The organism is Pseudomonas sp. BIGb0164, from assembly GCF_024810135.1.
Classification (GTDB): Bacteria; Pseudomonadota; Gammaproteobacteria; order Pseudomonadales; family Pseudomonadaceae; genus Aquipseudomonas.
This window is the reverse complement of the sequence record NZ_JANUEA010000001.1, coordinates 764548-787382: the sequence shown is the minus strand read 5'-3', so window position 1 is coordinate 787382 and position 22835 is coordinate 764548. Positions and strand designations below refer to the sequence as shown.

At 62.8% G+C, this 22835-nt stretch carries 17 protein-coding genes; 4 read left to right on the top strand and 13 right to left on the bottom strand.

Annotated features, from left to right (window positions below; translation table 11 throughout):
- Positions 1–27: 27 nt before the first annotated feature.
- From M2394_RS03465 to M2394_RS03455, 3 genes are all read left to right on the top strand, one after another.
- Entirely contained in the window at positions 28–324 is a 297-nt protein-coding gene (locus tag M2394_RS03465) for a DUF5629 family protein (RefSeq protein WP_259171637.1), read from the top strand.
- Positions 311–1486 carry a lactonase family protein gene (locus M2394_RS03460; RefSeq protein WP_259171636.1) on the top strand — a complete coding sequence of 392 codons (1176 nt, stop codon included), beginning with the start codon at positions 311–313 and terminating at the stop codon, positions 1484–1486. Before M2394_RS03465 ends, M2394_RS03460 begins: the two co-directional genes overlap by 14 nt.
- Positions 1487–1642: 156 nt before the next feature.
- Positions 1643–1822, top strand: a complete 180-nt coding sequence (locus tag M2394_RS03455; RefSeq protein WP_010210027.1) for a hypothetical protein — start codon at positions 1643–1645, stop codon at positions 1820–1822.
- Between the two features lie 128 nt (positions 1823–1950).
- Here M2394_RS03455 and M2394_RS03450 read toward each other — a convergent pair whose 3' ends face one another.
- The 11 genes from M2394_RS03450 to M2394_RS03400 all read right to left on the bottom strand — a co-directional run bounded on the left by M2394_RS03450 (position 1951) and on the right by M2394_RS03400 (position 15809).
- Positions 1951–2544, bottom strand: coding sequence for a glutathione S-transferase (locus M2394_RS03450; protein WP_259171635.1), 594 nt, complete (start codon positions 2542–2544; stop codon positions 1951–1953).
- Entirely contained in the window at positions 2541–6179 is a 3639-nt protein-coding gene (locus M2394_RS03445) for an AAA family ATPase (protein ID WP_259171634.1), read from the bottom strand. Before M2394_RS03445 ends, M2394_RS03450 begins: the two co-directional genes overlap by 4 nt.
- On the bottom strand, positions 6176–7417 hold the full coding sequence (locus M2394_RS03440) for an exonuclease SbcCD subunit D C-terminal domain-containing protein (RefSeq protein WP_178922462.1): 1242 nt from the start codon (positions 7415–7417) through the stop codon (positions 6176–6178). The genes M2394_RS03445 and M2394_RS03440 overlap by 4 nt, the downstream gene beginning before the upstream one ends.
- Positions 7418–7554: 137 nt before the next feature.
- Complete coding sequence (locus tag M2394_RS03435) at positions 7555–7854, bottom strand: DUF6124 family protein (protein ID WP_259171633.1); 300 nt, start codon at positions 7852–7854, stop codon at positions 7555–7557.
- Positions 7855–8311: 457 nt separating this feature from the next.
- Positions 8312–9952 carry a BatD family protein gene (locus tag M2394_RS03430; protein WP_259171632.1) on the bottom strand — a complete coding sequence of 547 codons (1641 nt, stop codon included), beginning with the start codon at positions 9950–9952 and terminating at the stop codon, positions 8312–8314.
- On the bottom strand, positions 9949–11688 hold the full coding sequence (locus tag M2394_RS03425; protein ID WP_178922466.1) for a tetratricopeptide repeat protein: 1740 nt from the start codon (positions 11686–11688) through the stop codon (positions 9949–9951). The genes M2394_RS03430 and M2394_RS03425 overlap by 4 nt, the downstream gene beginning before the upstream one ends.
- Complete coding sequence (locus tag M2394_RS03420; RefSeq protein ID WP_259171631.1) at positions 11685–12773, bottom strand: VWA domain-containing protein; 1089 nt, start codon at positions 12771–12773, stop codon at positions 11685–11687. Before M2394_RS03420 ends, M2394_RS03425 begins: the two co-directional genes overlap by 4 nt.
- On the bottom strand, positions 12766–13260 hold the full coding sequence (locus M2394_RS03415; protein WP_178922472.1) for a DUF4381 domain-containing protein: 495 nt from the start codon (positions 13258–13260) through the stop codon (positions 12766–12768). The genes M2394_RS03420 and M2394_RS03415 overlap by 8 nt, the downstream gene beginning before the upstream one ends.
- Entirely contained in the window at positions 13257–14189 is a 933-nt protein-coding gene (locus M2394_RS03410; RefSeq protein WP_178922474.1) for a DUF58 domain-containing protein, read from the bottom strand. The genes M2394_RS03415 and M2394_RS03410 overlap by 4 nt, the downstream gene beginning before the upstream one ends.
- A gap of 5 nt (positions 14190–14194) precedes the next feature.
- A complete protein-coding gene (locus M2394_RS03405) occupies positions 14195–15154 on the bottom strand; it encodes a MoxR family ATPase (protein ID WP_123718598.1) in 960 nt (319 codons plus the stop codon).
- Between the two features lie 301 nt (positions 15155–15455).
- The gene (locus M2394_RS03400) at positions 15456–15809 is read right to left on the bottom strand and encodes a hypothetical protein (RefSeq protein ID WP_259171630.1); all 354 of its coding nucleotides are present in this window, start codon (positions 15807–15809) and stop codon (positions 15456–15458) included.
- 481 nt (positions 15810–16290) lie between these two features.
- Between M2394_RS03400 and M2394_RS03395 the strand changes: the two genes are divergently transcribed.
- Positions 16291–21150: an NAD-glutamate dehydrogenase gene (locus M2394_RS03395; protein ID WP_259171629.1), complete on the top strand. Its 4860-nt coding sequence runs from the start codon at positions 16291–16293 to the stop codon at positions 21148–21150.
- Positions 21151–21358: 208 nt separating this feature from the next.
- Here the strand turns inward: M2394_RS03395 and M2394_RS03390 are convergent, their stop codons facing one another.
- Together M2394_RS03390 and M2394_RS03385 are read right to left on the bottom strand one after the other, a co-directional pair.
- Positions 21359–22045, bottom strand: a complete 687-nt coding sequence (locus M2394_RS03390; RefSeq protein WP_259171628.1) for a GntR family transcriptional regulator — start codon at positions 22043–22045, stop codon at positions 21359–21361.
- Between the two features lie 17 nt (positions 22046–22062).
- A complete protein-coding gene (locus M2394_RS03385) occupies positions 22063–22764 on the bottom strand; it encodes a FadR/GntR family transcriptional regulator (protein ID WP_178922481.1) in 702 nt (233 codons plus the stop codon).
- Between the last annotated feature and the right edge of the window lie 71 nt (positions 22765–22835).

Genomic DNA, 22835 nt, shown 5'->3' with positions numbered 1-22835 from the left:
TCTTTTCCCCCGCAGTGACTTCACATCATGACCGACGCAGCACCAGACCTGAGCAAAGCCCTTAACGACAGCGACATGCTGATCATCAACGGGCTGCACGCCTTCGACTTCACGTTTGACCAGCATCTGCTGATCGAAAGCATGGATGGCCGGGAACTCAAGCGTTGGAAGTTCAGTCCAGAACAACTGAATGCCGCCACCTTTGACGACAGCTTGCAGAGCTGGCTCTTGAACAACGAAGACGGGGAGCACCGTCTAGTCTGTTTGAGCGCGATCAAGGGCGACAATAACAACGACGAGGACGAAGCGGATGATGATGCGTAAATTCTGGCCCCTGCTGATGGCGGGCAGTGTCGGTGCCATGTCGGTGCAAGCAGCCCCGGCTGACACCTACGAATTGCTGGTAGGCAGTTACACCGCCGGTACCAGCGAAGGGATCTACCGCCTGCAATTCGACAGCCGCACCGGGCAGTTCAGCGGCAAGCCGGTGCTGGCGGCCAAGGCGGCCAACCCGTCGTGGCTGACGATCTCCAAGGACCAGAAGCACCTGTTTGTGGTCAACGAGAACGGCCCGGGCCAGAAAGACCCGGTGGGGCGCGTCAGCAGTTACAGCATCGACCCGCAGAACCACCAACTCACCCTGATCAACCAGGTGCAGAGCCTGGGCAATGAACCCACGCACTCCAGCGTGGCTGCCGATGGGCGTTACCTGTTCGTCGCCAACTATTCGGTACTGGAAGACCCGGGCGGCAGCCTGGCGATCCTGCCGCTCGACGCCAATGGCAAGTTGTCGGCGCCGGTGCAGTTGAGCGGGCACCCGGCCAGCCGCGTGAACCCTGAGCGCCAGGCGTCCAACCATGTGCACTCGGTGGTGTCTTCGCCAGACGGCAAGTACGTGTTTGTGCAGGACCTGGGCGCGGACAAGGTGTTTGCCTACCGTTACGACCCCAAGGCCAACCATGAACTGCCGCTGACCCCGGCCAACCCGGCGTCGGTGCAACTGCCCCCAGGCAGCGGCCCTCGTCATCTGTTGTTCAGCGCCGATGGCAAGCATGCCTGGTTGACCACCGAGATGAGCGCGCAGGTGGCGGTGTTCGATTACCAAGACGGCAAGCTCAGCCAGACCCAACTGGTGGACTTCGCCGCTGGCCAGCCGGTGTCCGACAAGGCCGGTGCGGCGTTGCATGCCTCCAGTGACGGCAAGTTCCTGTACGTGAGCAACCGTGGCACCGCCAACCAGATGCTGGTGTTCAGTATCGATCCGGCCACTGGGCACCTCAAGGAGCTGCAGCGCCGCACCGTGGAAGGCGACCACCCGCGCGAGTTCAGCCTGGACCCGAGCGGCAAGTTTTTGCTGATCGCCAACCAGAAAAGCAATGAAATCGTGGTGGTCGAACGTGACCCCAAGACCGGCTTGCTCGGCAAAACCGTGCAGAAATTGGCCATCGATGCGCCCAGCGACCTCAAGTTCCTGGTGCGTCAGTAAGCCGCAGGCCCCGTATTGCGGGGCCTGACCCTTTCTATTAATTCCATTAATAGCGGCTACTGTTTCAAAGCATTTCTAAGGTTCAACCCTCGGGCGTAAGTTTGGTTCCAAGGCCTTCACCGGCCACTCAACCAGACGAACACAAGGGTTACCGACATGAATTTGAATCTCTTCTCGATCATCGCCGCTTCCGCCGTTTCCGCCACTGTTGCCCTGCCTGCCGCCGCCAGCGTGGAAGTCACCGGTAAAAAATCCAGCACCAGCGCCTACACCCAGAAATACCTGCAACAAAGCGCCAACTTCTACGCTGCCCTGGATCACAAAACCCAGCAGTGAGCTAAACATCACCTGAATCAAAAGTGGGAGCTGGCTTGTCGGATCGCCGCACCGCTGCGATGCAGACACCTCGGTGTGTCAGTCATACCGAGGTGGGGCCATAGCAGGCAAGCCAGCTCCCACAGTTGTCAGGGTTTAGCCATTACCGCCATGAACAATGGCGACGTCAGAAAGCGCTCAAGCCAAGCCTGTAACCGCTTATACGAAGTTCCGGCAAACCACACTCGATCCACATGGGCATACTGACGCACGAAGGGCGCCAGTGCAGCATCCGCCAGGGTCAGGTGGTTGGCCACCAGGTAATCCCGCTCAGCCAGCAAGCCCTCCAGCTTTTGCAAGAACACCTCGCCCCCGGCCCGATAATGTTCCATCGGCTGCTCGGGGTAGCGCTCGGCGTACTTGTATCGATTCAAGTAATACTTGAAGTGCTGGTCGTTCTCGGCGATCAACGCCAATATCGCCGGGTCGCCTTGCAGCAACCAGTTATCCGGATCGTGCTGGGCCAAGGCCCACTGCATGATCTCCAGGCTTTCTTCGATCACTCGCCCGTCGACGCTCAACACCGGCACCGTGCCCTTGGGCGACAGCGCCAGCATCTCGGCCGGCTTGGCCTTGAGGCTCACCTCGACGATACGCACCGGCACGCCCGAGTAACGCAAGGCCAGCCGCGCGCGCATCGCATAGGGGCAGCGCCGGAACGAATACAGCAGCGCCTCGCTCACTTGACCTCCAGGGTGCTCAGGCCATTGCCTTGGCGTTTGACCTGGATCTGCACCGGGATGCGCTCGTGCATTTCCTGCACGTGGGAAATCACCGCGACCTTGCGGCCCTGGGCCTGCAAACCGTCCAGCGCGTCCATGGCCAACTGCAGCGATTCCGGGTCCAGGCTGCCGAAGCCTTCATCGATAAACAGCGACTCGATCTTCAACGTGCTCGACGCCATCGACGCCAGGCCCAGGGCCAGCGCCAGCGACACCAGGAAGGTTTCACCGCCGGACAGCGAATGCACCGAGCGCAGTTCATCGCCCATCTCCGTGTCCATCACCAACAAACCGAGCATGCTGCCGCCGCGCTTGAGGCGGTAACGCCGCACCAGCTGGCGCAGTTGCACGTTGGCGTGGTGCACCAGCAGGTCGAGGTTGTAGGCCTGGGCGATCTTGCGGAACGTATCGCCGGTGGCTGAACCGATCAACGCATTCAGGCGTGCCCAGCGTTGCCACTCGTCGTAGGCCTGGGTGATCTGTTCGGCGAAGGCCTGGTTGGCATCCTGGCGGCGCTGGTCTTCGGATTGGCGCGCGCGCAGCTCGGCAACGAGTTTTTCGCTGTCGGCCAACTGCTGGTTGAGGCTGGCCAGGGCGCTGTCCAGTGCCTCGGCGTCGAGGTTGCCATTGTGCTGGGCCTGATGCTGAGCCAGCAGATGCTCGCGTTCTTGCAGCAGGACCTTGGCCTGCTCGACGGTTTTTTCGCTGTGTTGCAGTTGCTGGCGCAACTGGCTCACCTGGGTGTCGTCGTAGGCCAACAAGCGGTCCAGGCCGGCGTCGTCGAGTTCCGGATGCAGGGCTCGCCACTCGCTGAGGCGGCTGGCGAGGGTGTGTTGTTCGGCTTGCAAACCCTGCTCACGCTCCTGCTGGGCCTTGAGGTCGGCCGCCAGCTGGATCAGTGCGTTGTGGATCTCTTGCAGCTGTTTACTGGCATCGGTTTCGCTTTGGCGTGAGCCGGTGACGGCCTGATCCAGCTGGTGTTGCCACTGTTCGGCACTGGCGTGCTCGCCGAGCAACCCGCTGAGCGTAGCCTGCGCTGCCTGTTGCTCGGCCGCCAGGTCGCTGACCTGTTGAACCAGCGTGTCGCGTAGCTGTTGGCGATGCTGTTGGTGGGTCTGTTCTTTCTCGATGGCCTGCTGGCGTTCTTGCCGCTCGGCCAGCTCGTCGCGTTGGTGGCCCAGCTGTTCAAGGCGCTGGCTGACCTGCTGGTCCAACTGCATGAAGGTCGCGGCCGGCTCGGTGCGCAAGCCTTCCAGGGTATGCGCAGGCAGCAGGCTGGCGAAGGCGTTCAGTTCCTCGTCCAGGCGTTCGCGGTCGTTGGCCAATTCGCGTTGCTGGTCCACCAGCAATTGGCGCGCCTGTTGGCTGGCTTCCTGGGCGGCCTGCAGTTGTTGCTGCAGGCGGCCAGCGTTCTGTTGCAGGTTGAGCAGGGCACCTTGGCGTTGTTCGTCCTGGGTGATGCGCTGGGTCAGTTGGCCCAGTTGCTGGTCCAGCCAGGCGCTGCGTTTGGCTGCGTCCTGGTCGAACAAGGCCGCGGACAACGGGTGCGCATCCAGGCTTGGCTTGAGGGCTTGCTGTTGCGTCGCCAGCTGTTCCTGTTGTTGCAGGTATTCCTTTTGCTGGGCGATCAGACCGCCCACTTCACCGCGCAGCTCGGTGAGTTTTTCCTTGAGAATGTCGACGGCCTTCTGCGCCGAGGCCTCTTCGGTTTCGTCATGACGATCCAGGCTTTGCAACAGGGCTTCGGGCTGGTGGTACGGGTGCTCGTGGCTGCCGCACACCGGGCACGGCTGGTCGTCCTGCAACTGTTCGCGCAATTCTTCGACGCTGGCGCTGCGAGCCAGGCGCTGGCGTTCCAGCAGCTGTTTGGTCACGCTCAGCGTTTGTTCGGCAACGGCCAATTCGGCTTTGGTTTGCAGGCCGGTCTGGTTCAGTTGCTCACGCTGCTGTTGGGCATCGGTGAGTTTTTGCGTCAGCGTGGCGCCTTGCTGGTCCAGCTGTTGCTGGCTGTCCCACAGGCGCGTCAGGTCTTCGAAGGCGCGCTGCTGTTTGCGATTGTCCTGCAACAGGCTGGCGAGCAATTGGATCTGCTCGGCCACCGCATGGGGTTCAGCGCCGGCTTCCTGGTACAGCAAGTCCAGGGCTTCGCGTTGCGCGGTGAACTGCTCGGCGGCGCGGGTGGCGCGTTCTTCCAGTTGCGGCAGTTCGGCGTGGCCTTTGTTCAGGCGATTGCCGATCAACATCAGCTGTTGCAGGCGGTCGCGGTAAGCGCTCCAGGCATCGCTCAGCGGGGCGAGTTCGGCGCTGTGCTCTAGCTCAGTCGCCAGGCGTTGCAAGCGTTCTGCGACCTGGTTCTGTTTGTCCAGCAGGCCTGTGAGCTGAGCCTGACCTTCGGTGCAGGCGTTTTCCTGCTGCTGTTTTTCTTCGGAGCGCTTGGCTAATTCGGTGGTTAAGCGGGTGAGGGTGCTTTGCTCTTCAAATGCCTGGCGCAGCAAAGGCCCGGCATCGGTCTGGTTTTTCAGAGCTGCGGCCAAGGCGGTTTGCGCGTTGGCTTGTTGTTGCTGAGCCTGTTCCTGTGCGGTATGCAGTTCAGCTTGTTGCTGGATGTGCGATTGAATCTGCACGGCCAACGGGGCGAGTAAGCCGCCGAGTTCTGCCTGGCGCGCAAACTGGTGGCGTTGCGGCGCCAACTGGTCCAGGCGGGTCAGGTCTTCGCGTTGCTGGCCCTGGTTCTCCCATTCGGCTTGCGCGCGCTGCAGTTGTTCGGTGGCAGCCAGCTGGCGTTCCTGCCAGTCGCGCAATTCCTTGAGCCAGGTGTGTTGAAGCTCCAGCTGTTTGAGCTGGGCTTGCTGGGTCTTGAGCTGCTGCTGCGCAGCGTCAAACTGCTGATCCAACTCGGCGCGTGCTTCGGGTGCCAGGGGAACCACGCCAACCGCCTGGTCCTGCAACTGCTTGTGTACGTCACGGGCCTCTTTAGCCTTGTCGAAGGCACGCCGGCCGAGCTGAGTGTAAAGGGCGGTGTCGGTGAGCTTCTCCAGCAGTTCGCTGCGCTCGTTGTCGTTGGCCTTGAGGAAGGCACTGAACTCGCTTTGCGCCAGCAACACCGCACGGGTGAATTGCTCGAAATTCAGCCCCAGGGCCAATTCCAGCTGGGTCTTGTATTCGGTTTTCTGGCTGGCCAGCAGTTGCTCGCTGTCCAGGTCGATCAGGCTCTGGCGGCTGTTCTGCAACTTGCCGCTGGCCTTGTCACGGGCGCGGTTGGCTTCCCAGCGCGCGCGGTAGCGCTTGCCGCTGACACCGACAAAATCCACCTCGGCATACCCGCCACCGGTGCCGCGACGCAGCAACGTACGTGGGTCGCCGATGGAAATATCGCTGTCGGCATCCGGCATTTTCGCCTGGCCGGTATCGCCCAGGCGCGGCACAGCGCCGAACAGCGCCAGGCACAGGGCGTCCAGCAGGGTACTTTTGCCCGCGCCGGTCGGCCCGGTAATGGCAAACAACCCGGCACTGGCCAGGGGCTCGGCGGTGAAATCGATCTCGAACGGGCCGGCCAGGGAGGCCAGGTTCTTCAGGCGAATGGCGAGGATCTTCATGGCTGTTCACCCTCCTGTTGCACTTCCTGGAGCAGCACGGCGAAGTCCTTCAAGGTCTGTTCGTCTACTTCGCTGCCGTAGCTGTCCTGCCAGGCACGGCTGAACAGTTCCTGGGGCGTGAGCTGGTCAAGTTCGACCAGGCGATCTTCGCCTTCCTCCTCACGGCTGCCCTTGCCGGCGTACTCGGCCGCGATGCGCACCAGGCGCACCGCCTTGCCTTGCAGGGCGGTTTCGATCTGCTGGCGCAGGTCGGGTTGCGGCTCGTCGAGGCGCACACGCACTTCCAGCCAGGGGTGACGCTGGGTTTCGGCGAGCAGGTCGATGTCCGGCAACTCGGCAAGCTGCGCGAGAATTTCCGCCAGGGGCGCGGCCTCCAGGCGTTGCAGGTCGACCGAGCGCGGGATCAAAATCGGTTCGACACCCACCAGGGCTTGGCCCTGGAACGTCACGTCAAGAATCTGATGCTTGTAGCCGATTTCGGAAAAAGACAGCGGGATTGGCGAGCCGCTGTAACGAATGCGCTCTTCGCCGTTGACCTTTTGCGGCTTGTGCAAATGGCCGAGGGCAACGTACGCCACGCTTCTGTCGAACAGCTTGGCGGGCAGTGCCTCGGCATTGCCGATGACCAAGCTGCGCTCGGAGTCTTCCGACACCGACCCACCGGCCATGTGCGCATGGCTGATGGCAATCAGCGCTTGGCCTTTCTTGCGCTTGGCGTTGGCGGCCGCGATCAGCCATTCATGCACCTGGCCGATACCCTGCAGGTAGTCGTCACCCAGCTGAGCACCGGTGACTTCCGCCGGGCGCAAAAAGGGCAGCGCCAGGCACCAGGCGGCGATCTTGCCCTTGGCATCCGGCAGGGGAATCAGCAGGCGCTCGGCATCCAGTTGGCCGTCATCCAGCCACAACACACGGCCCAGCGCGTGGGTGCGCAGGCGGCGCATCAGCGGCGCGGGCAGTTCAATGCGGGAGCCGGAATCGTGGTTGCCGGCGATCATCACGATGGTCAGCTTGGGGTTCTGTTCGTGGGCGCTGATGATGAAGTCATACAGCCGCTCCTGGGCTTTGAGCGGCGGGTTGACCGTGTCAAAGATATCGCCGGCGATCAGCAGCACATCCGGCAACTGGGCCTTGAGCTGGCCCAGCAGCCATTCGAGAAAACAGGCGTGTTCGAAGTCGCGTTCCTGGCCGTGAAGATTTTGGCCCAGGTGCCAGTCGGAGGTGTGAAACAGACGCAAGGCGAACTCCGTGGAATAGATGAAAAGGAGGGGAGTTTACCTGTGTGGGAGCTGGCTTGCCTGCGATGGTGGTGTGTCAGTCGAAAAATCTGCTGGATGACACACCGCTATCGCAGGCAAGCCAGCTCCCACAGGGGTTACGCGGTGTGCAGGCAGTCCAGTGCGCGATCTGCAAGGGTTTTGGCGTTGATGATCGAATGCTCGGAGGCACCTGCCAGGTGGCGCTGGTCGCCCGTAAGCCCCTGAGTGACAGCACCCGCGGTGGCCGCTGCGCAGCGCAAGAGGTCGCAGATTTGGGTCAGGGCGTCTTCGAAGCTGAGGTTTGGATGCACGCTGAACGCGGGTTGAGAAGCGGGTTGCAGGTAGTGGCGCAGGGCGCGGTCGAAGATTTTACGGTCGGGGACAAAACGGGGTGGGTCGGGGACGATTTTGTTCATGAATGAAACTCCTACTAAGTGGGGGAGCCATCCTGTGCCGTTTCCACACGACAGATTAGGTGGCAGCCATACGCGGGGTGGAAAACCGAGTAGTAGGACTCGGCCAGACCGAAGTCTGCCCGCGCACAGCCGCCATTGAGCGTTTCATACGATCATGACGCCTACTAGTTCCCAGGTTTCCACACCCGATCGCTGATATGCAGCGACGGAGCGAAGGCTAGCCAGTGGTCAGAGCAGGCGCAAGGCCGTGGGATTGTCTAGGAAACTTCCCTCAAATTAAAGGGATATGGATTGCTGGCCTTTAACAACGCATTTTGCCCAAGCGATGGTAATCCAATGTGGGAGCGGGCTTGCTCGCGAAGGCGGTGGTTCAGTCAGTTCATCTTTATCTGACACACCGCCTTCGCGAGCAAGCCCGCTCCCACATGTTGATTGTGTGGTGTCAGGGATATCGTGGTTATTTGGGGTACAGCGGCGGCAAGCTGGTGGTGTCGGTGGCCGGGTCTGCTTCGCGTTCGGCCATGGGGATGGCTTTTACCGCGCGCCACAGCTCTTCGCCCAGCCAGTACTGGCCGCTTTCGCTGTACAGCGCGCCGTTGAGCCCATCCAGCGCATCCGACAGCGGCACAAACCGCGCCGCCATGTCGGCAAGGGTTTCCGGTTGCTGGCGGGCCCAGGCATCCAGGGCTTGGCGTGTCGCCTGAGGGTCGTTGGCCTGGGTGGCGCGTTTGAGGTCGTCGAGCAGCGTGCGTGGGCTCGGGCCGGTCTGCGCGGCACGTTGCACGGCCGGTTGCCGGCGCGCACGCCACCACAGGCCGAAACCCAGCAGCGTGGTGCAGGCCAGGATCAACGTGCTCAGTTGCCACAGCCACAGGCGCTCATCGTCCGGCGCAGTGATCACCGTGGGCGTGGCGGGGGTGTCCACCACCAGGCTCGGGTTGGTGGCCACTTGCAGCGTACGGGCGGGCAGGGTGGTGCGTTCGAGGTGGTCTTCGTGGGTGTTCCACCACACCACTTCCACGGCCGGCAGTTCAACTGCACCCGCCCGGGTCGGCACCAGGGCTTCACGCTCTTCGCGGCTGCCGATCAGGCCGCGGTCATTGTTCTGGTTACCGAGCACCGGCTGGTCAGGGTAGCGGCGCAGGCCATTGATGTCGCTGCTGGGCAGGGCCGGCAACTGCGCACTGGACAGCCCCTCGGCCTTGACCGTGAGGTTGCGGGTCAGCGAGTCACCGACCTGCACATGTTCAGGCTCCGGGTTCCAGCCTTCGGTGAGGCTCAGGCTGCGCGCCGGCAGCCAAGGCGCGTCGGCCGGGTAGAGGGCCGGCTTGGGTTTGACCGTCAGCGCCAGTTCGGCAGAGCTCACGTGGATCAGCTTGCCTGGCTTGGTCCCTTGCAGCGTGTTCTCCTGAGGCGGGCGCGACTCCACCAGCGTCGCGCTGAAGGTCTGCGCCGGAATCACCAGGGCCCCGCTGTGTTGCGGGTAGATCGCGTAGCGGGTTTCGATCACGCCGTGGCGGATGCTGTTGATGACTTTCTCGTAGGTGCGCGACTCACCCAATTGCTCGATGCGCGCATCGGGGATCTGCAGCGGCGTCAGGCTGCTGTCGTCATACAGCGACACCGAGTGATACACACGCACGGTCAGCAGCGCCTGGGCTTGCACGTACACCGAGCTTTGGTCGAGGTTGGCCTCGATGAACACCGGGGCCAGTTCGGCGGCGGTGTCCTGGCTGGTGGTCTCCACCACTTGCAGGGTGATGGGCTGGGTCTTGAGTTCGCCGACTTGCAGTGGCGGGATCACCACGCTGCCGTTTTCCTTGGGCAGCAGGGTGATGATCCAGCGCGTGGTCGCGTGGTTGTCGCCGCCCAGGGTGGTGAGCTGGTTGATCTGGCGCGTGCCGCTGACTTCAAACTGCGCGTCCAGGGGCGTCAGATCCGGTTTGCCGAACTGGGTCACGTCGCTGGATTCCACCGTCAGCTCCACCGTTTCCCCTGAATTGAGGCGGCTGCGGTCGACGCTGGCGACCAGGTTCGCCGCCTGGGCGTGGCCTGCCGTTAACGCGAGCAGAAGCAGTAGGGTGGGGCGGCGCATCATCGAGTCTTGTCCTGATGTTGTTGCTGTTCGTACCAGAATTTGCGGCGCAGCAGTTCGCCAGGGTTGTCCGGAATCTCCCGCAGCCATTGTTCCAGGGCCTGGCGGTGTTCGCCGTCGATGCTGGCATCGGCAGGGCGCAGGGGCGGGGTGGTGGTTTGCTCATCGCCCAACTCGCTGCCGGGTACTTCGTTACCGCCTGCCTGGGGTGTGGCGTTCGTCTGGGTGTCGCCGGCCTGCGCTTCGTCCTGGCCCTGTGATGACGGTTCTGCGCCAGTGGCACTTTGCCCGGTTGCGCCGGGTTGCGCAGTTTGGCCGGGTTGCGTGGTTTCGTCATCCTCGTTTTTTGCAGGCGTGGGCGGCTCGGGTTGCGCCTGTTCCTGCAGCAGGGTTTCCACCAACGCCTTGTTTTTCAGGGCCGGTTGCAGGTCGGGCTGGGCTTCCAGGGCTTGCTCGTAAGCATCGATGGCGGCCTCCAGCTCACCGGCCTTGGCCAGGGCATTACCCCGATTGTAGTGGGAATAGGCGTCGTTGCCCTCGGCAAAGCGTTTGATCGCCTCGGCGTAGTTGCCCGCTTCGTACAGCGCCACGCCCTGCCATTGCGGGTCCTCGAAGTGCTCGGCCGCTTCGGCCGGGCGTTTTTGCTTGAGCAGGTACTGGCCCTGCTGGTCCGGACGCAGCCACAGGTCTTGCAGCTCAAAGGCATAGCTGGGTTGCGGCGCGCCGAGCAGCAGCAACGGCAGGCAGAACAACCAGCCCCGGCGCCCGGCGCAGGCGGCCAGCAGCAACAGTGGCAGCAGCAGCCAATAGCCTTGGTCGGCCCAGGTGTCCAGGTGCAGCAACTGGCCGTCGTTGCGCAGGCTTTGCGGACCGTCGAGCATGCCAAGTTGGCGCAGGTCTTTGTCGTCCAGGCGTGCTGCTCGGTAGCGACCGCCCATCTCACTGGCGAAGGCCTTGAGGGTCGGGCTGTCGAGGCGTGGCACCAGAATCGCGCCTTGTTCGTCCTTGAGGAATTCGCCGCTTTCCTGGGTGACGGGCGTGCCTTCGCGGCTGCCGATGCCGAGGATCGACAGGCTTGGCGCTTGGCCACTTTGCAGCAGCAGGCGAATGCCCTGGCGTTCCTGTTTGGACAGCGACGAGCCCACCAGCAACAAGCGCCCCTGGCCCAGGCCGCCTTGCTTGAGCAGGCCCAGGGCTTTCTCGACGGCCAGGTCGGCACGATGGCCAGGCTGCGGCATGATTGAGGGGCGCAGGGCTTCGAGCAGGTTGCGGCTGGTGGCCAGGTCGTCCGACAGCGGCACCAGCGTGTGAGCGCTGCCGGCGTACACCACGATGGCGGTGGGGGCGTTGTCCCGCGCCTGCAGCAAGTCATACAGTTTGCGTCGCGCTTGTTCCAGACGGTTGGGCGGGCTGTCGGTGGCGAGCATTTCCGGGGTCAGTTCCAGCAGCACCACCAACGGGTCTGAAGGTTTTTGGCTGGACTGTTCCACCCGTTGCCAGCTCGGCCCGAGCAGCGCCAGCACGGCCAGCAGCCACGCGATACCCAGCACCACCCACGGCGATTTGCTTTCGCGGCCGTTGCCACCACTGAGCAATACCGCGTGAAAGGCCGGTGGCAGGATCATCTGCCAGCGCCCGGCGCGTTTCTGCCGGTGCCACAGTTGCCACAGCAGCCAGCCGAGCAAGGGCAGCAGCAACAGCCACCAAGGGCGGAACAGGTGCGGCCACAGGTCGATCATCGACGCCTCCGCAAGCGCAGGCGTTTGAGGCGTTGGCGCCATTCCGGGTGCTGTTGCAGAAAATGGCCCTTGCTCGAAAGTTTGTTGAACAGCCGTTGCAGCGCGTTGTTCGGCCAGCGCTCCTGGATCACCAACAGCATGCTCAGCACCAACGCCAGGGCCAGTGGTGCGCTGTACAGCGCCTGGGCCGGACGGGCCTGGGTGGGTTGCTGGGCGACGGGTTCGAGCTTGTCGAGGGTTTCCTTGATCTGCTGCAGTTCTTCGCCGTCACGGGCACGGAAGTAACGCCCGCCCGTGGCGTCGGCAATGGCCTTCAAGGCGGGTTCGTCGAGGTCCAGGCTCGGGTTCACGCCAAGGATGCCCAGGGAGCCGGTCTGCTCGGGGTCGGCGCCGATGCCGATCGGGTAGATCTTCACGCCTTCTTCAGCCGCCAGGCGGGCGGCGGTCAGTGGGTCGATCTGCCCGGCATTGTTGGCGCCGTCGGTGACCAGGATCAACACCCGGCTCTGCGCCGGACGCTGGCGCAGGCGTTTCAGGGCCAGGCCGATGGCATCACCGATGGCGGTGTTCTTGCCGGCGATGCCGATGCGCGCTTCGTCCAACCAGGCGCGCACGGTGCGGCGGTCGAAGGTCAACGGGGCTTGCAGGTAGGCCTGGCTGCCAAACAGGATCAGGCCTACGCGATCACCTTCGCGCTCTTCGAGGAAGTCGCCCAGCAAGTGCTTGACCAGCGACAGGCGGCTCACATCGTCGTCCTGCCAGTGCATGTCGGGGAAATCCATGGAGCCGGACACGTCCACCGCCACCAGCAAGTCGCGGCCACTGGCGGCAATCGGCAGGGGTTCACCGAGCCATTCCGGGCGCGCTGCGGCGGTCAACAGCAGCAGCCACAGCACCACAAACGGTGCCTGTTGGCGCCAGCCGGGCAGGTTCACGCGGGCGCGGCGGCGGGCCAGGCCTTCGAGGTCGCTGAGGTAGCTGACTTTCAGCGCCGGTTCGCCGCTGTCGGCCACCGGCAGTACGAGCCGCATCAACCACGGCAAGGGCAACAGGACGAAGATCCACGGCCAGGCGAACTCAAACATGTTTGCGAATCCAGGTGTCGACGGCCTGGGTGAGGCCGGCGATGGCCTTGTCGTCCAGTTTGCATTCGGGTTTGTAGGCGCCTTCCACCAGCACCATCCAGCGCGTCAGGCCCGCCGCCGGGCAGCGGTTGTCGAGGAAGGCCAGCCATTTGCGCCCGTTGAGGGTATGGCTCTGGCTGTAAGGGTAGTCATTGCGACACAAGCGCTTGAGCAGGCCGTTGAGTTGCTGCAGCCACGCGCCGGCGGGCGCGCCATCGTAAGGCTTGGGCATCAGCGCCAGTTCGGCGAGGGCAGCGATGCGCAACGGGTCCAGGGGCTGTTCGGCGCGGGCCACTGGGCGCCGGGATGGCAGGAAGCGGCGCAGCGACCACAGGCCCCAACCCAACAGCGGGATCACCAGCAGCAACAGCCACCAGCCCGGCGCAGGCGGCCAGAAGCCGATGGCCGGCGGCGCGATCAGCGGTTGCAGTTGGTCGAGGCTGCTCATTGCTTTTTAACCGGACGTTGCGGGTTGAGGTATTCGCGCAGTTGCTCGACCATTTCGCTCTGGGTGCTCAAGGGCATCAGCAGGACTCGCAGTTTCTGCGCAAGCAGTTCCCAGCGTGCAATGCGTGCTTCGGCCTGGGCCTTGTAGGCCTGGCGCAAATCGAAGTTCAGCGTGTCCAGTTCCAGCTGTGCGCCTCTTTCCGCGAAGCGAAGCAGCCCGGCGGCGGGGAGGGCGTGGTCCAGCGGGTCGGAGATGGGCAGCAGCAACAGGTCGCAATGGCGTGACAAAAGACTCAGCTGTTGCTCGGCACCTTCGGTGAGGGCGCGCTCATCACAGATCACAATCACCAGGCTGCCCGGGCGCAGCACTTCGCGGCCCCGGCGCAAGGCCATGCCCAGCGCGTCGGCTTCGGGGCGGCTCTCGGTGTTCAGGCTCTGGTTCACGCGCACCAGGCGGTTGAGCAGTTGCAGCAGGCTTTGCTTACTGCGCCGGGGTTTGATTTCGTAGTGCTCGCTGTCGCCGAACACCAGCCCGCCGACGCGGTCGTTGTGCCCCAGGGCAGCCCAGCCGATCAGGCTGGCGGCCTGGGCGGCGAGCACCGACTTGAACATCTGCCCGGAGCCGAAAAACAGCCGGCAGCTTTGTTCCACCATGATGAAGATCGGCCGTTCGCGCTCTTCGTGGAACAGCTTGGTGTGGGGCTCCTGGGTGCGTGCGGTGACGCGCCAGTCGATGGTGCGCACGTCGTCCCCGGCCTGGTAGACCCGCACCTGGTCAAAGTCGACGCCGCGCCCGCGCAGTTTGGAGTGGTGCAGGCCGATCAACGGGCTGCGTTGGCTTGGGGTGGAAAACAGCTGCACTTCGCGCACGCGATGGCGCATCTCGATCAATTCGCTGAGGGTGACGCGGATACCATCGCTTGCGTTCATGGGGATCAAGCGACGGCAACGACGTCGAGAATGCGCTGCACCACACGGTCCTGGTCAACACCGGCCGCTTCGGCCTCGAACGACAGAATGATGCGGTGACGCAGCACGTCGAACAGCACCGCCTGGATGTCTTCCGGGCTAACAAAATCGCGACCGGCCAGCCACGCGTGGGCGCGGGCGCAGCGGTCGAGGGCGATGGAACCCCGTGGGCTGGCGCCGTAGGCAATCCACTCGGCCATTTCCGGGTCGAACTTGGCCGGCGTGCGGGTGGCCATGACCAGTTGCACCAGGTATTCCTCCACCGCGTCAGCCATGTACAGGCCAAGGATTTCCTTGCGGGCGGCGAAGATGGCTTGCTGGCTGACGCGGCGCTCGGGCTTGGTTTCACCGTTGAGGGCTTCACCACGGGCCTGTTGCAGGATGCGTCGCTCGACGGCAGCGTCCGGGAAGCCGATTTTCACGTGCATTAGGAAACGGTCGAGCTGGGCTTCGGGCAGTGGGTAGGTGCCTTCCTGCTCGATAGGGTTTTGCGTGGCCATCACCAGGAACAGCGGTGACAGGTCGTAAGTGCTGCGCCCCACGCTGACCTGACGCTCGGCCATGGCTTCGAGCAACGCGGATTGCACCTTGGCGGGGGCGCGGTTGATTTCGTCCGCCAACACCAGGTTGTGGAAGATCGGCCCTTGCTGGAACACGAAGCTGCCGGTTTCCGGGCGGTAGATCTCGGTGCCGGTAATGTCGGCGGGCAACAGGTCGGGGGTGAACTGGATACGATGGAACTGCGCTTCAATGCCTTCGGCCAACTCTTTGATGGCCTTGGTCTTGGCCAGGCCCGGGGCGCCTTCGACCAGCATGTGGCCGTCGGCGAGCAGGGCGATCAACAGGCGATCGATGAGTTTTTCCTGGCCGAGAATCTGCGTAGAAAGAAAGGTTCGCAGCGCAAGCAGCGCTTCACGATGTTCCATCGATGACGGTTCCTGGAGAGATGAGCCCGGGTGTCGATCAAAAACACCGGGCTTGGGAGGCTTACTTTAATGCATCGAAGGGGGTGGCGACTAACGGCGCGCGGAGTATTTTTAGGAAAAATTGTAGGAATAGTGTGTGGGCACCCGCAATTGTTGTAGTGAGCGGGCTCGCCCCGCGCCAGCAGCGCCGCGATCCAAAACCCCACACCTCGGTCTCCCTGAAACACCGCAACGCCCCAATTGGGGCGGCTTCGCCACCCGGCGCGGGGCAACCCCGTTCACTACAAGCAATGGGGGCGCGTCAGGTGCGAATGTAGGTGCCGGTGCCCTTGAGGATGTTTTGCAGGGTTTCTTCCACTTCGGCCAGGTCCGAGGCAGCGGTGGCATGGGTGATCTCCAACCGGTCCTTGCCGCCCAGTGCGTCGGCATCGCCGGCTGCCAGTTCTACCAGCAGTGTTGTGGTGCTCAGGGTGATCTTCAGCCCGTCCAGGGTCGACGGCTCGTAGTCCCAGGTCAGCTCCACTTCTTCTTCGTCCGGGTAACGGCTCAGCATGAACATCTCGCCGTTCTTGCCATGGCAGCAGAGCATGGCCATGTTGTCTTCTTCTTCGTCGCATGGGGTGGCCATCAGGGCGTCGGTTTTCAGTTGCAGCATGGGCAATCCTGTCTGGGATAAGGCGTAATGCGGGCGATTGTGCCATTGGCGCGAATTTTGTGCTGCATCCTGTGTCAGACCTCTGGCATGACCTTAAGGTGACTATCAGTCATTTTCGGTACTCGTGGCCGTGAAAGATGCCAGTTTTTTCACCACAAATTCAGGGTTGCGAGAGTCGCAACCCCAAGCCTGCGTACCGATGACCGAATATGTCGCAGCGTCGCAAGCAGCTGTCTTCCTACACTCGTTAAGCTGCGCAACGGATGTGCTCTGTGCCGGGAGTCTGACCTGCCCGTCGTACCGTCGCCTGGCGTGGGGTGCATCTCATGGAAGTTGTATGTGACCTGACTGTCTTGTCCAGCTTCACCCACCTGTCACTCCGATTCGCTATGGTTAACGTGCGAACAGAGCTGACGGTCTCCCCGCAAGGGGATAACACGCGACGCTTTCATCAATAACAAGCCCAAGCGGAGTACCACAGATGGCGTTCTTCACCGCAGCCAGCAAGGCCGACTTCCAGCATCAACTGCAAGCGGCACTGGCGCAGCACATCAGTGAACAGGCACTGCCACAAGTGGCGCTGTTCGCTGAACAATTCTTCGGCATCATTTCCCTCGACGAACTGACCCAACGTCGCCTTTCCGACCTGGCCGGTTGCACCCTCTCTGCGTGGCGCCTGCTTGAGCGCTTTGATCACACCCAACCGCAAGTGCGGGTCTACAACCCCGATTACGAACGTCATGGCTGGCAGTCGACCCACACCGCGGTCGAAGTGCTGCACCATGACCTGCCATTCCTGGTGGATTCGGTGCGTACCGAGCTGAACCGTCGCGGCTACAGCATCCACACCCTGCAAACTACCGTGCTCAGCGTGCGCCGTGGCGCCAAAGGCGAGTTGCTGGAAATCCTGCCCAAAGGCACCCAGGGCGAGGGGATCCAGCAAGAATCGCTGATGTACCTGGAAATCGACCGCTGCGCCAACGCCGCCGAATTGAACGTGCTGAGCAAAGAGCTTGAGCAGGTACTGGGCGAAGTGCGCGTGGCAGTGGCCGATTTCGAACCGATGAAAGCCAAGGTCCAGGACCTGCTGGCCGGTATCGACGCCAGCCAGTTCGCCATCGACGGCGAAGAAAAAGCCGAGATCAAGAGCTTCCTGGAATGGCTGGTGGGCAACCACTTCACCTTCCTCGGCTATGAAGAGTTTGTGGTACGTGACGAGGCGGATGGCGGTCATATCGAATATGACGCCGGTTCGTTCCTCGGCCTGACCAAATTGCTGCGTGCCGGCCTCACCGCCGAAGACACCCGCATCGAAGACTACGCCGTGGCTTACCTGCGTGAACCGACCGTGCTGTCGTTCGCCAAGGCTGCGCACCCAAGCCGCGTCCACCGCCCGGCGTATCCGGACTACGTGTCGATCCGTGAGATCAGCGCCGACGGCAAGGTCATCAAGGAACACCGTTTCATGGGCCTTTACACCTCCTCGGTGTATGGCGAAAGCGTGCGAGTGATCCCGTACATCCGTCGCAAGGTCGCGGAAATCGAGCGCCGCTCGGGCTTCCAGGCCAAGGCTCACCTGGGCAAGGAACTGGCGCAGGTGGTTGAAGTACTGCCACGTGACGATCTGTTCCAGACCCCGGTCGACGAGCTGTTCAGCACCGTGATGTCGATCGTGCAGATCCAGGAGCGCAACAAGATCCGCGTGTTCCTGCGCAAGGACCCGTACGGCCGTTTCTGCTACTGCCTGGCCTACGTGCCACGCGACATCTACTCCACCGAAGTGCGCCAGAAGATCCAGCAAGTGCTGATGGATCGCCTGAAGGCGTCGGACTGCGAGTTCTGGACCTTCTTCTCCGAGTCCGTGCTGGCCCGTGTGCAACTGATTCTGCGGGTCGACCCGAAGAACCGCCTCGACATCGACCCGCTGCAGCTGGAAAAAGAAGTGGTGCAGGCCTGCCGCAGCTGGCAGGACGACTACTCGAGCCTGGTGATTGAAAGCTTCGGCGAAGCCCAGGGCACCAACGTGCTGGCCGACTTCCCGAAAGGTTTCCCAGCCGGCTACCGCGAGCGCTTCGCCGCGCATTCGGCCGTGGTCGACATGCAGCACCTCAACAGCCTGACCGAAGCCAACCCGTTGGTGATGAGCTTCTACCAGCCGCTGGGCCAGGTTTCCGGCCAGCGCGAGCTGCATTGCAAGCTCTACCACGCCGACACCCCGCTGGCCTTGTCCGACGTGCTGCCGATCCTGGAAAACCTCGGCCTGCGTGTGCTGGGTGAGTTCCCGTATCGCCTGCGTCACGCCAATGGCCGTGAGTTCTGGATCCATGACTTTGCGTTCATCGCCGCCGAAGGCGTGAACCTGGATATCCAGCAGCTCAACGACACCCTGCAGGACGCGTTCGTGCACATCGTGCATGGCGACGCCGAGAACGATGCGTTCAACCGCCTGGTACTCACCGCCGGCCTGCCGTGGCGCGACGTGGCGCTGCTGCGTGCCTACGCCCGTTACCTCAAGCAGATCCGCCTGGGCTTCGACCTGGGTTACATCGCCAGCACCCTGAACAACCACACCGACATCGCCCGCGAGTTGACCCGGTTGTTCAAGACCCGTTTCTACCTGGCGCGCAAGCTCACCAGCGAAGACCTGGAAGACAAGCAGCAGCGCCTGGAGCAAGCGATCCTCACGGCACTGGACGACGTTCAGGTGCTCAACGAAGACCGCATCCTGCGTCGCTACCTGGACCTGATCAAGGCCACCCTGCGCACCAACTTCTACCAGACCGACGCCAACGGTCAGAACAAGTCGTACTTCAGCTTCAAGTTCGACCCGCGCGCCATCCCCGAGCTGCCTAAGCCAGTGCCGAAGTTTGAAATCTTCGTCTACTCGCCACGTGTCGAAGGCGTGCACCTGCGTTTCGGCAACGTTGCCCGTGGCGGCCTGCGCTGGTCCGACCGTGAAGAAGACTTCCGTACCGAAGTGCTCGGCCTGGTAAAAGCCCAGCAAGTGAAGAACTCGGTCATCGTGCCAGTAGGTGCGAAGGGCGGCTTCCTGCCGCGTCGCCTGCCTCTGGGCGGCAGCCGGGACGAGATCGCGGCCGAGGGCATCGCCTGCTACCGCATCTTCATCTCTGGCCTGTTGGACATCACCGACAACCTGAAGGACGGCGCCCTGGTGCCACCGGCCAACGTCGTGCGTCATGACGACGATGACCCGTACCTGGTCGTCGCGGCGGACAAGGGCACCGCAACCTTCTCCGACATCGCCAACGGCATTGCCATCGACTACGGCTTCTGGCTGGGTGATGCGTTCGCTTCCGGTGGTTCGGCCGGTTACGACCACAAGAAAATGGGCATCACCGCCAAGGGCGCGTGGGTCGGCGTGCAGCGTCACTTCCGTGAGCGCGGTATCAACGTGCAGGAAGACAGCATCACCGTGGTGGGCGTCGGCGACATGGCCGGTGACGTGTTCGGTAACGGCCTGTTGATGTCCGACAAGCTGCAATTGGTCGCGGCCTTCAACCACCTGCACATCTTCATCGACCCGAACCCGAACCCGGCCACCAGCTTCGTCGAGCGCCAGCGCATGTTCGAGCTGCCGCGTTCGGCCTGGACCGACTACGACACCAGCATCATGTCCGAAGGCGGCGGTATCTTCTCGCGCAGCGCGAAGAGCATTGCCATCTCGCCGCAGATGAAAGAGCGCTTCGACATCTCGGCCGACAAGCTGACCCCGACCGAACTGCTGAACGCCTTGCTCAAGGCACCGGTGGACCTGTTGTGGAACGGCGGTATCGGTACCTACGTCAAGGCCAGCAGCGAAAGCCATGCCGACGTGGGCGACAAGGCCAACGACGCCCTGCGCGTCAATGGCAACGAGCTGCGCTGCAAGGTGGTGGGCGAGGGCGGTAACCTCGGCATGACCCAACTGGGTCGTGTGGAGTTCGGCCTCAATGGCGGCGGTTCCAACACCGACTTCATCGACAACGCCGGTGGCGTGGACTGCTCCGACCACGAAGTGAACATCAAGATCCTGCTCAACGAAGTGGTGCAGGCCGGTGACATGACCGACAAGCAACGCAACCAGTTGCTGGCGAGCATGACCGACGAAGTCGGCAACCTGGTGTTGGGCAACAACTACAAGCAGACCCAGGCACTGTCCTTGGCGGCGCGCCGTGCCTACGAGCGTGCGGCCGAGTACAAGCGCCTGATGAGCGACCTGGAAGGCCGTGGCAAGCTGGACCGCGCCATCGAGTACCTGCCGACCGAGGAGCAGCTCACCGAGCGCGCCGCGACCGGCAAGGGCCTGACCCGTCCGGAATTGTCGGTGCTGATCTCGTACAGCAAGATCGACCTCAAGGAAGCGCTGCTCAAGTCGCTGGTGCCGGATGACGACTACCTGACCCGTGACATGGAGACCGCGTTCCCACCGAGCCTGGTGGCCAAGTTCGGCGAGGCCATGCGTCGTCACCGTCTGAAACGCGAGATCGTCAGCACCCAGATCGCTAACGACCTGGTCAACCACATGGGCATCACCTTCGTTCAACGGCTCAAAGAGTCGACCGGCATGAGCCCGGCGAACGTGGCGGGTGCCTATGTGATCGTGCGCGACATCTTCCACCTCCCGCACTGGTTCCGTCAGATCGAAGCCCTGGACCACCAGGTTTCCGCTGACGTTCAACTGGAGCTGATGGACGAGCTGATGCGCCTGGGCCGTCGTGCTACGCGCTGGTTCCTGCGCAGCCGCCGCAACGAGCAGGACGCTGGCCGTGACACCGCGCACTTCGGTCCGCACCTGGCAGCGTTGGGCCTCAAGCTCGACGAGCTGCTGGAAGGCCCGACCCGCGAAGGCTGGCAGAACCGCTACGGCAAATACACCGAAGCCGGTGTGCCTGAGCTGTTGGCACGCATGGTTGCCGGTACCACGCACCTGTACACCTTGCTGCCGATCATCGAGGCCGCTGACGTGACTGGGCACGACGCCGCCGAAGTGGCCAAGGCCTACTTCGCCGTGGGCAGCGCCCTGGACTTGCCATGGTACCTGCAGCAGATCAGCGATCTGCCAGTGGCCAACAACTGGCAGGCCCAGGCTCGCGAAGCCTTCCGCGACGACGTGGACTGGCAGCAACGCGCGATCACCATCTCCGTGCTGCAAATGGCCGATGCGCCGCAAGACATGGAAGCCCGCGTGGCCCTGTGGCTGGAGCAGCACAAGGACATGGCGGAGCGTTGGGTGGCGATGATGGTGGAAATTCGTGCTGCGGTGGGCACGGACTACGCTATGTACGCAGTGGCCAACCGTGAGTTGCTGGACCTGGCGTTGAGCGGTCAGTCGGTGCTGTAACCGGTTTGATCCCTCGGTATAAAACAAAAGCCCCCGCCTCGTAAGATGCGGGGGCTTTTTGTTGGCGCGCTATTGATCAGGCAAAGAGGGGCAAATGTGGGAGCGGGCTTGCTCGCGAATGCGGTGGGTCAGTCACGGATGTGTGGTCTGATCCGGCGCATTCGCGAGCAAGCCCGCTCCCACGGTTTGATCTCCATTTGTCAGGGGATCAGTGGTGTTTGAGCAATTTCGATTCCAGGTGGTCGAGGTGTTGGGTCATCAAGGTGACAGCGGCGGTGGCGTCGCGTTGCTCCAGTGCATCCACAATCGCCATGTGTTCCTGCCATGCACAGTAAGTGCAGGCTTTCGCCTCGTACTGGGCAATGACCAATGACGTCAACGGCACCAGGCTGTTGAGGAACTGTGCCAGCGGGGCATTCCGCGCCATCGCCGCCAGTTGCAGATGAAATTCCCCGGACAACCGAATCGCCGGGCCGCGCTGGTCCCGTTCGATGCACTCGCGCTCGCGGGCAATCAGCTCACGCAGCTGGCGCACCTGGGCGGGTGTGGCGTGCACGCAGGCCAATTGCACCACGGTGATTTCCGTCAGGCGCCGCGCTTCCAGAATTTGTCGGGTCTGCTGCGTGTCCGGCGCCGCCACCTGGGCGCGCTGGTTGGGGCGCAGGATAATCACCTGCTGGTGGGACAGCTTTGCCAATACACGGCGGATCACACTGCGGCTCACGCCAAAAATCTCGCCCAGGCCTTCTTCGGTAAAACGGCTGGCCGGCGCGATGCGTTGTTCGAGGATGGCGTCAAACAGGCGCGGGTAGATGTCATCCACCGACGGCTTTTTACCGGCGATCAAGCGCAGGGCAGGGAAGATAGGGTCGCGTTGCAACGCGTAAGCAGTCATGGCCAGTCTCCAATAAATCAGCTGCCCAGATGGTCGTCCGGGATGTTCAAGCGGATGCCCATGCGCAGGCCTTCCTGAAGGATGTGCCGCCGCATCTCGGCGCTGGCCAGGGCGCTGTTCTTGTTGCGGATGGCGCGCACCACGGCTTCGTTTTCCTGCAAGCGTTCCGCCAGGTGTTCGGGGGAGTTGCGCAGCACCTGGGCGCTTTGCTTGAGGGCGTTGCTGGTCTGTTGCACTACGTTCTGGAAGATCGGGTTGGAGGTCAGGGCAAACAGTTCCTCGTGAAAGTCGATATAGGCATTCATGCCGGCTTCGGCGTCTTCAGCATCGAGGGCTTCGCGCATGTCCATGAGCGTGAGGCGCAACTGGCCGACTTCCTTGCTGCTGATGGACTGGGCCACCAGGCCGACGATGAAGGGCTCGAGGGTGTAGCGCAGTTGCAGGATGTCTTCGAGGCTGGCGTCAGCGACGGCGTCGCTCGATTGCGGCTCGTTGACGCTGGTTTCCAGCACCACCACGCCTTTGCCTGGCATGGAGCGCACCAGGCCGAGGGTTTCCAGCACGATCACGGCTTCGCGCAGGCTCGGGCGGCTGATGCCCATCTGTTCGGCCAGTTCGCGCTGGCCGGGCAGCATTTCGCCACGCCGCCACTGGCCACGCGCCAGGGCGGCGCGCAGTTTTTCTACCACTGAATTGACGACGGTTGAGGTGCTGATCACGTCTATGGCTCCTAGCTATATGCCTTACATGTGTAGGCGCCGGCTTGCCGGCGATGGCGGTCTCAAGGGCC

What these genes read in the sequence shown, in the direction of transcription:
- M2394_RS03465 (WP_259171637.1), top strand. Translation starts at nt 28, where the DNA reads ATGACCGACGCAGCACCAGACCTGAGCAAAGCCCTTAACGACAGCGAC.
- M2394_RS03460 (WP_259171636.1), top strand. Translation starts at nt 311, where the DNA reads ATGATGATGCGTAAATTCTGGCCCCTGCTGATGGCGGGCAGTGTCGGT.
- M2394_RS03455 (WP_010210027.1), top strand. Translation starts at nt 1,643, where the DNA reads ATGAATTTGAATCTCTTCTCGATCATCGCCGCTTCCGCCGTTTCCGCC.
- M2394_RS03445 (WP_259171634.1), bottom strand. Translation starts at nt 6,179, where the DNA reads ATGAAGATCCTCGCCATTCGCCTGAAGAACCTGGCCTCCCTGGCCGGC.
- M2394_RS03435 (WP_259171633.1), bottom strand. Translation starts at nt 7,854, where the DNA reads ATGAACAAAATCGTCCCCGACCCACCCCGTTTTGTCCCCGACCGTAAA.
- M2394_RS03430 (WP_259171632.1), bottom strand. Translation starts at nt 9,952, where the DNA reads ATGATGCGCCGCCCCACCCTACTGCTTCTGCTCGCGTTAACGGCAGGC.
- M2394_RS03425 (WP_178922466.1), bottom strand. Translation starts at nt 11,688, where the DNA reads ATGATCGACCTGTGGCCGCACCTGTTCCGCCCTTGGTGGCTGTTGCTG.
- M2394_RS03420 (WP_259171631.1), bottom strand. Translation starts at nt 12,773, where the DNA reads ATGTTTGAGTTCGCCTGGCCGTGGATCTTCGTCCTGTTGCCCTTGCCG.
- M2394_RS03415 (WP_178922472.1), bottom strand. Translation starts at nt 13,260, where the DNA reads ATGAGCAGCCTCGACCAACTGCAACCGCTGATCGCGCCGCCGGCCATC.
- M2394_RS03410 (WP_178922474.1), bottom strand. Translation starts at nt 14,189, where the DNA reads ATGAACGCAAGCGATGGTATCCGCGTCACCCTCAGCGAATTGATCGAG.
- M2394_RS03405 (WP_123718598.1), bottom strand. Translation starts at nt 15,154, where the DNA reads ATGGAACATCGTGAAGCGCTGCTTGCGCTGCGAACCTTTCTTTCTACG.
- M2394_RS03400 (WP_259171630.1), bottom strand. Translation starts at nt 15,809, where the DNA reads ATGCTGCAACTGAAAACCGACGCCCTGATGGCCACCCCATGCGACGAA.
- M2394_RS03395 (WP_259171629.1), top strand. Translation starts at nt 16,291, where the DNA reads ATGGCGTTCTTCACCGCAGCCAGCAAGGCCGACTTCCAGCATCAACTG.
- M2394_RS03390 (WP_259171628.1), bottom strand. Translation starts at nt 22,045, where the DNA reads ATGACTGCTTACGCGTTGCAACGCGACCCTATCTTCCCTGCCCTGCGC.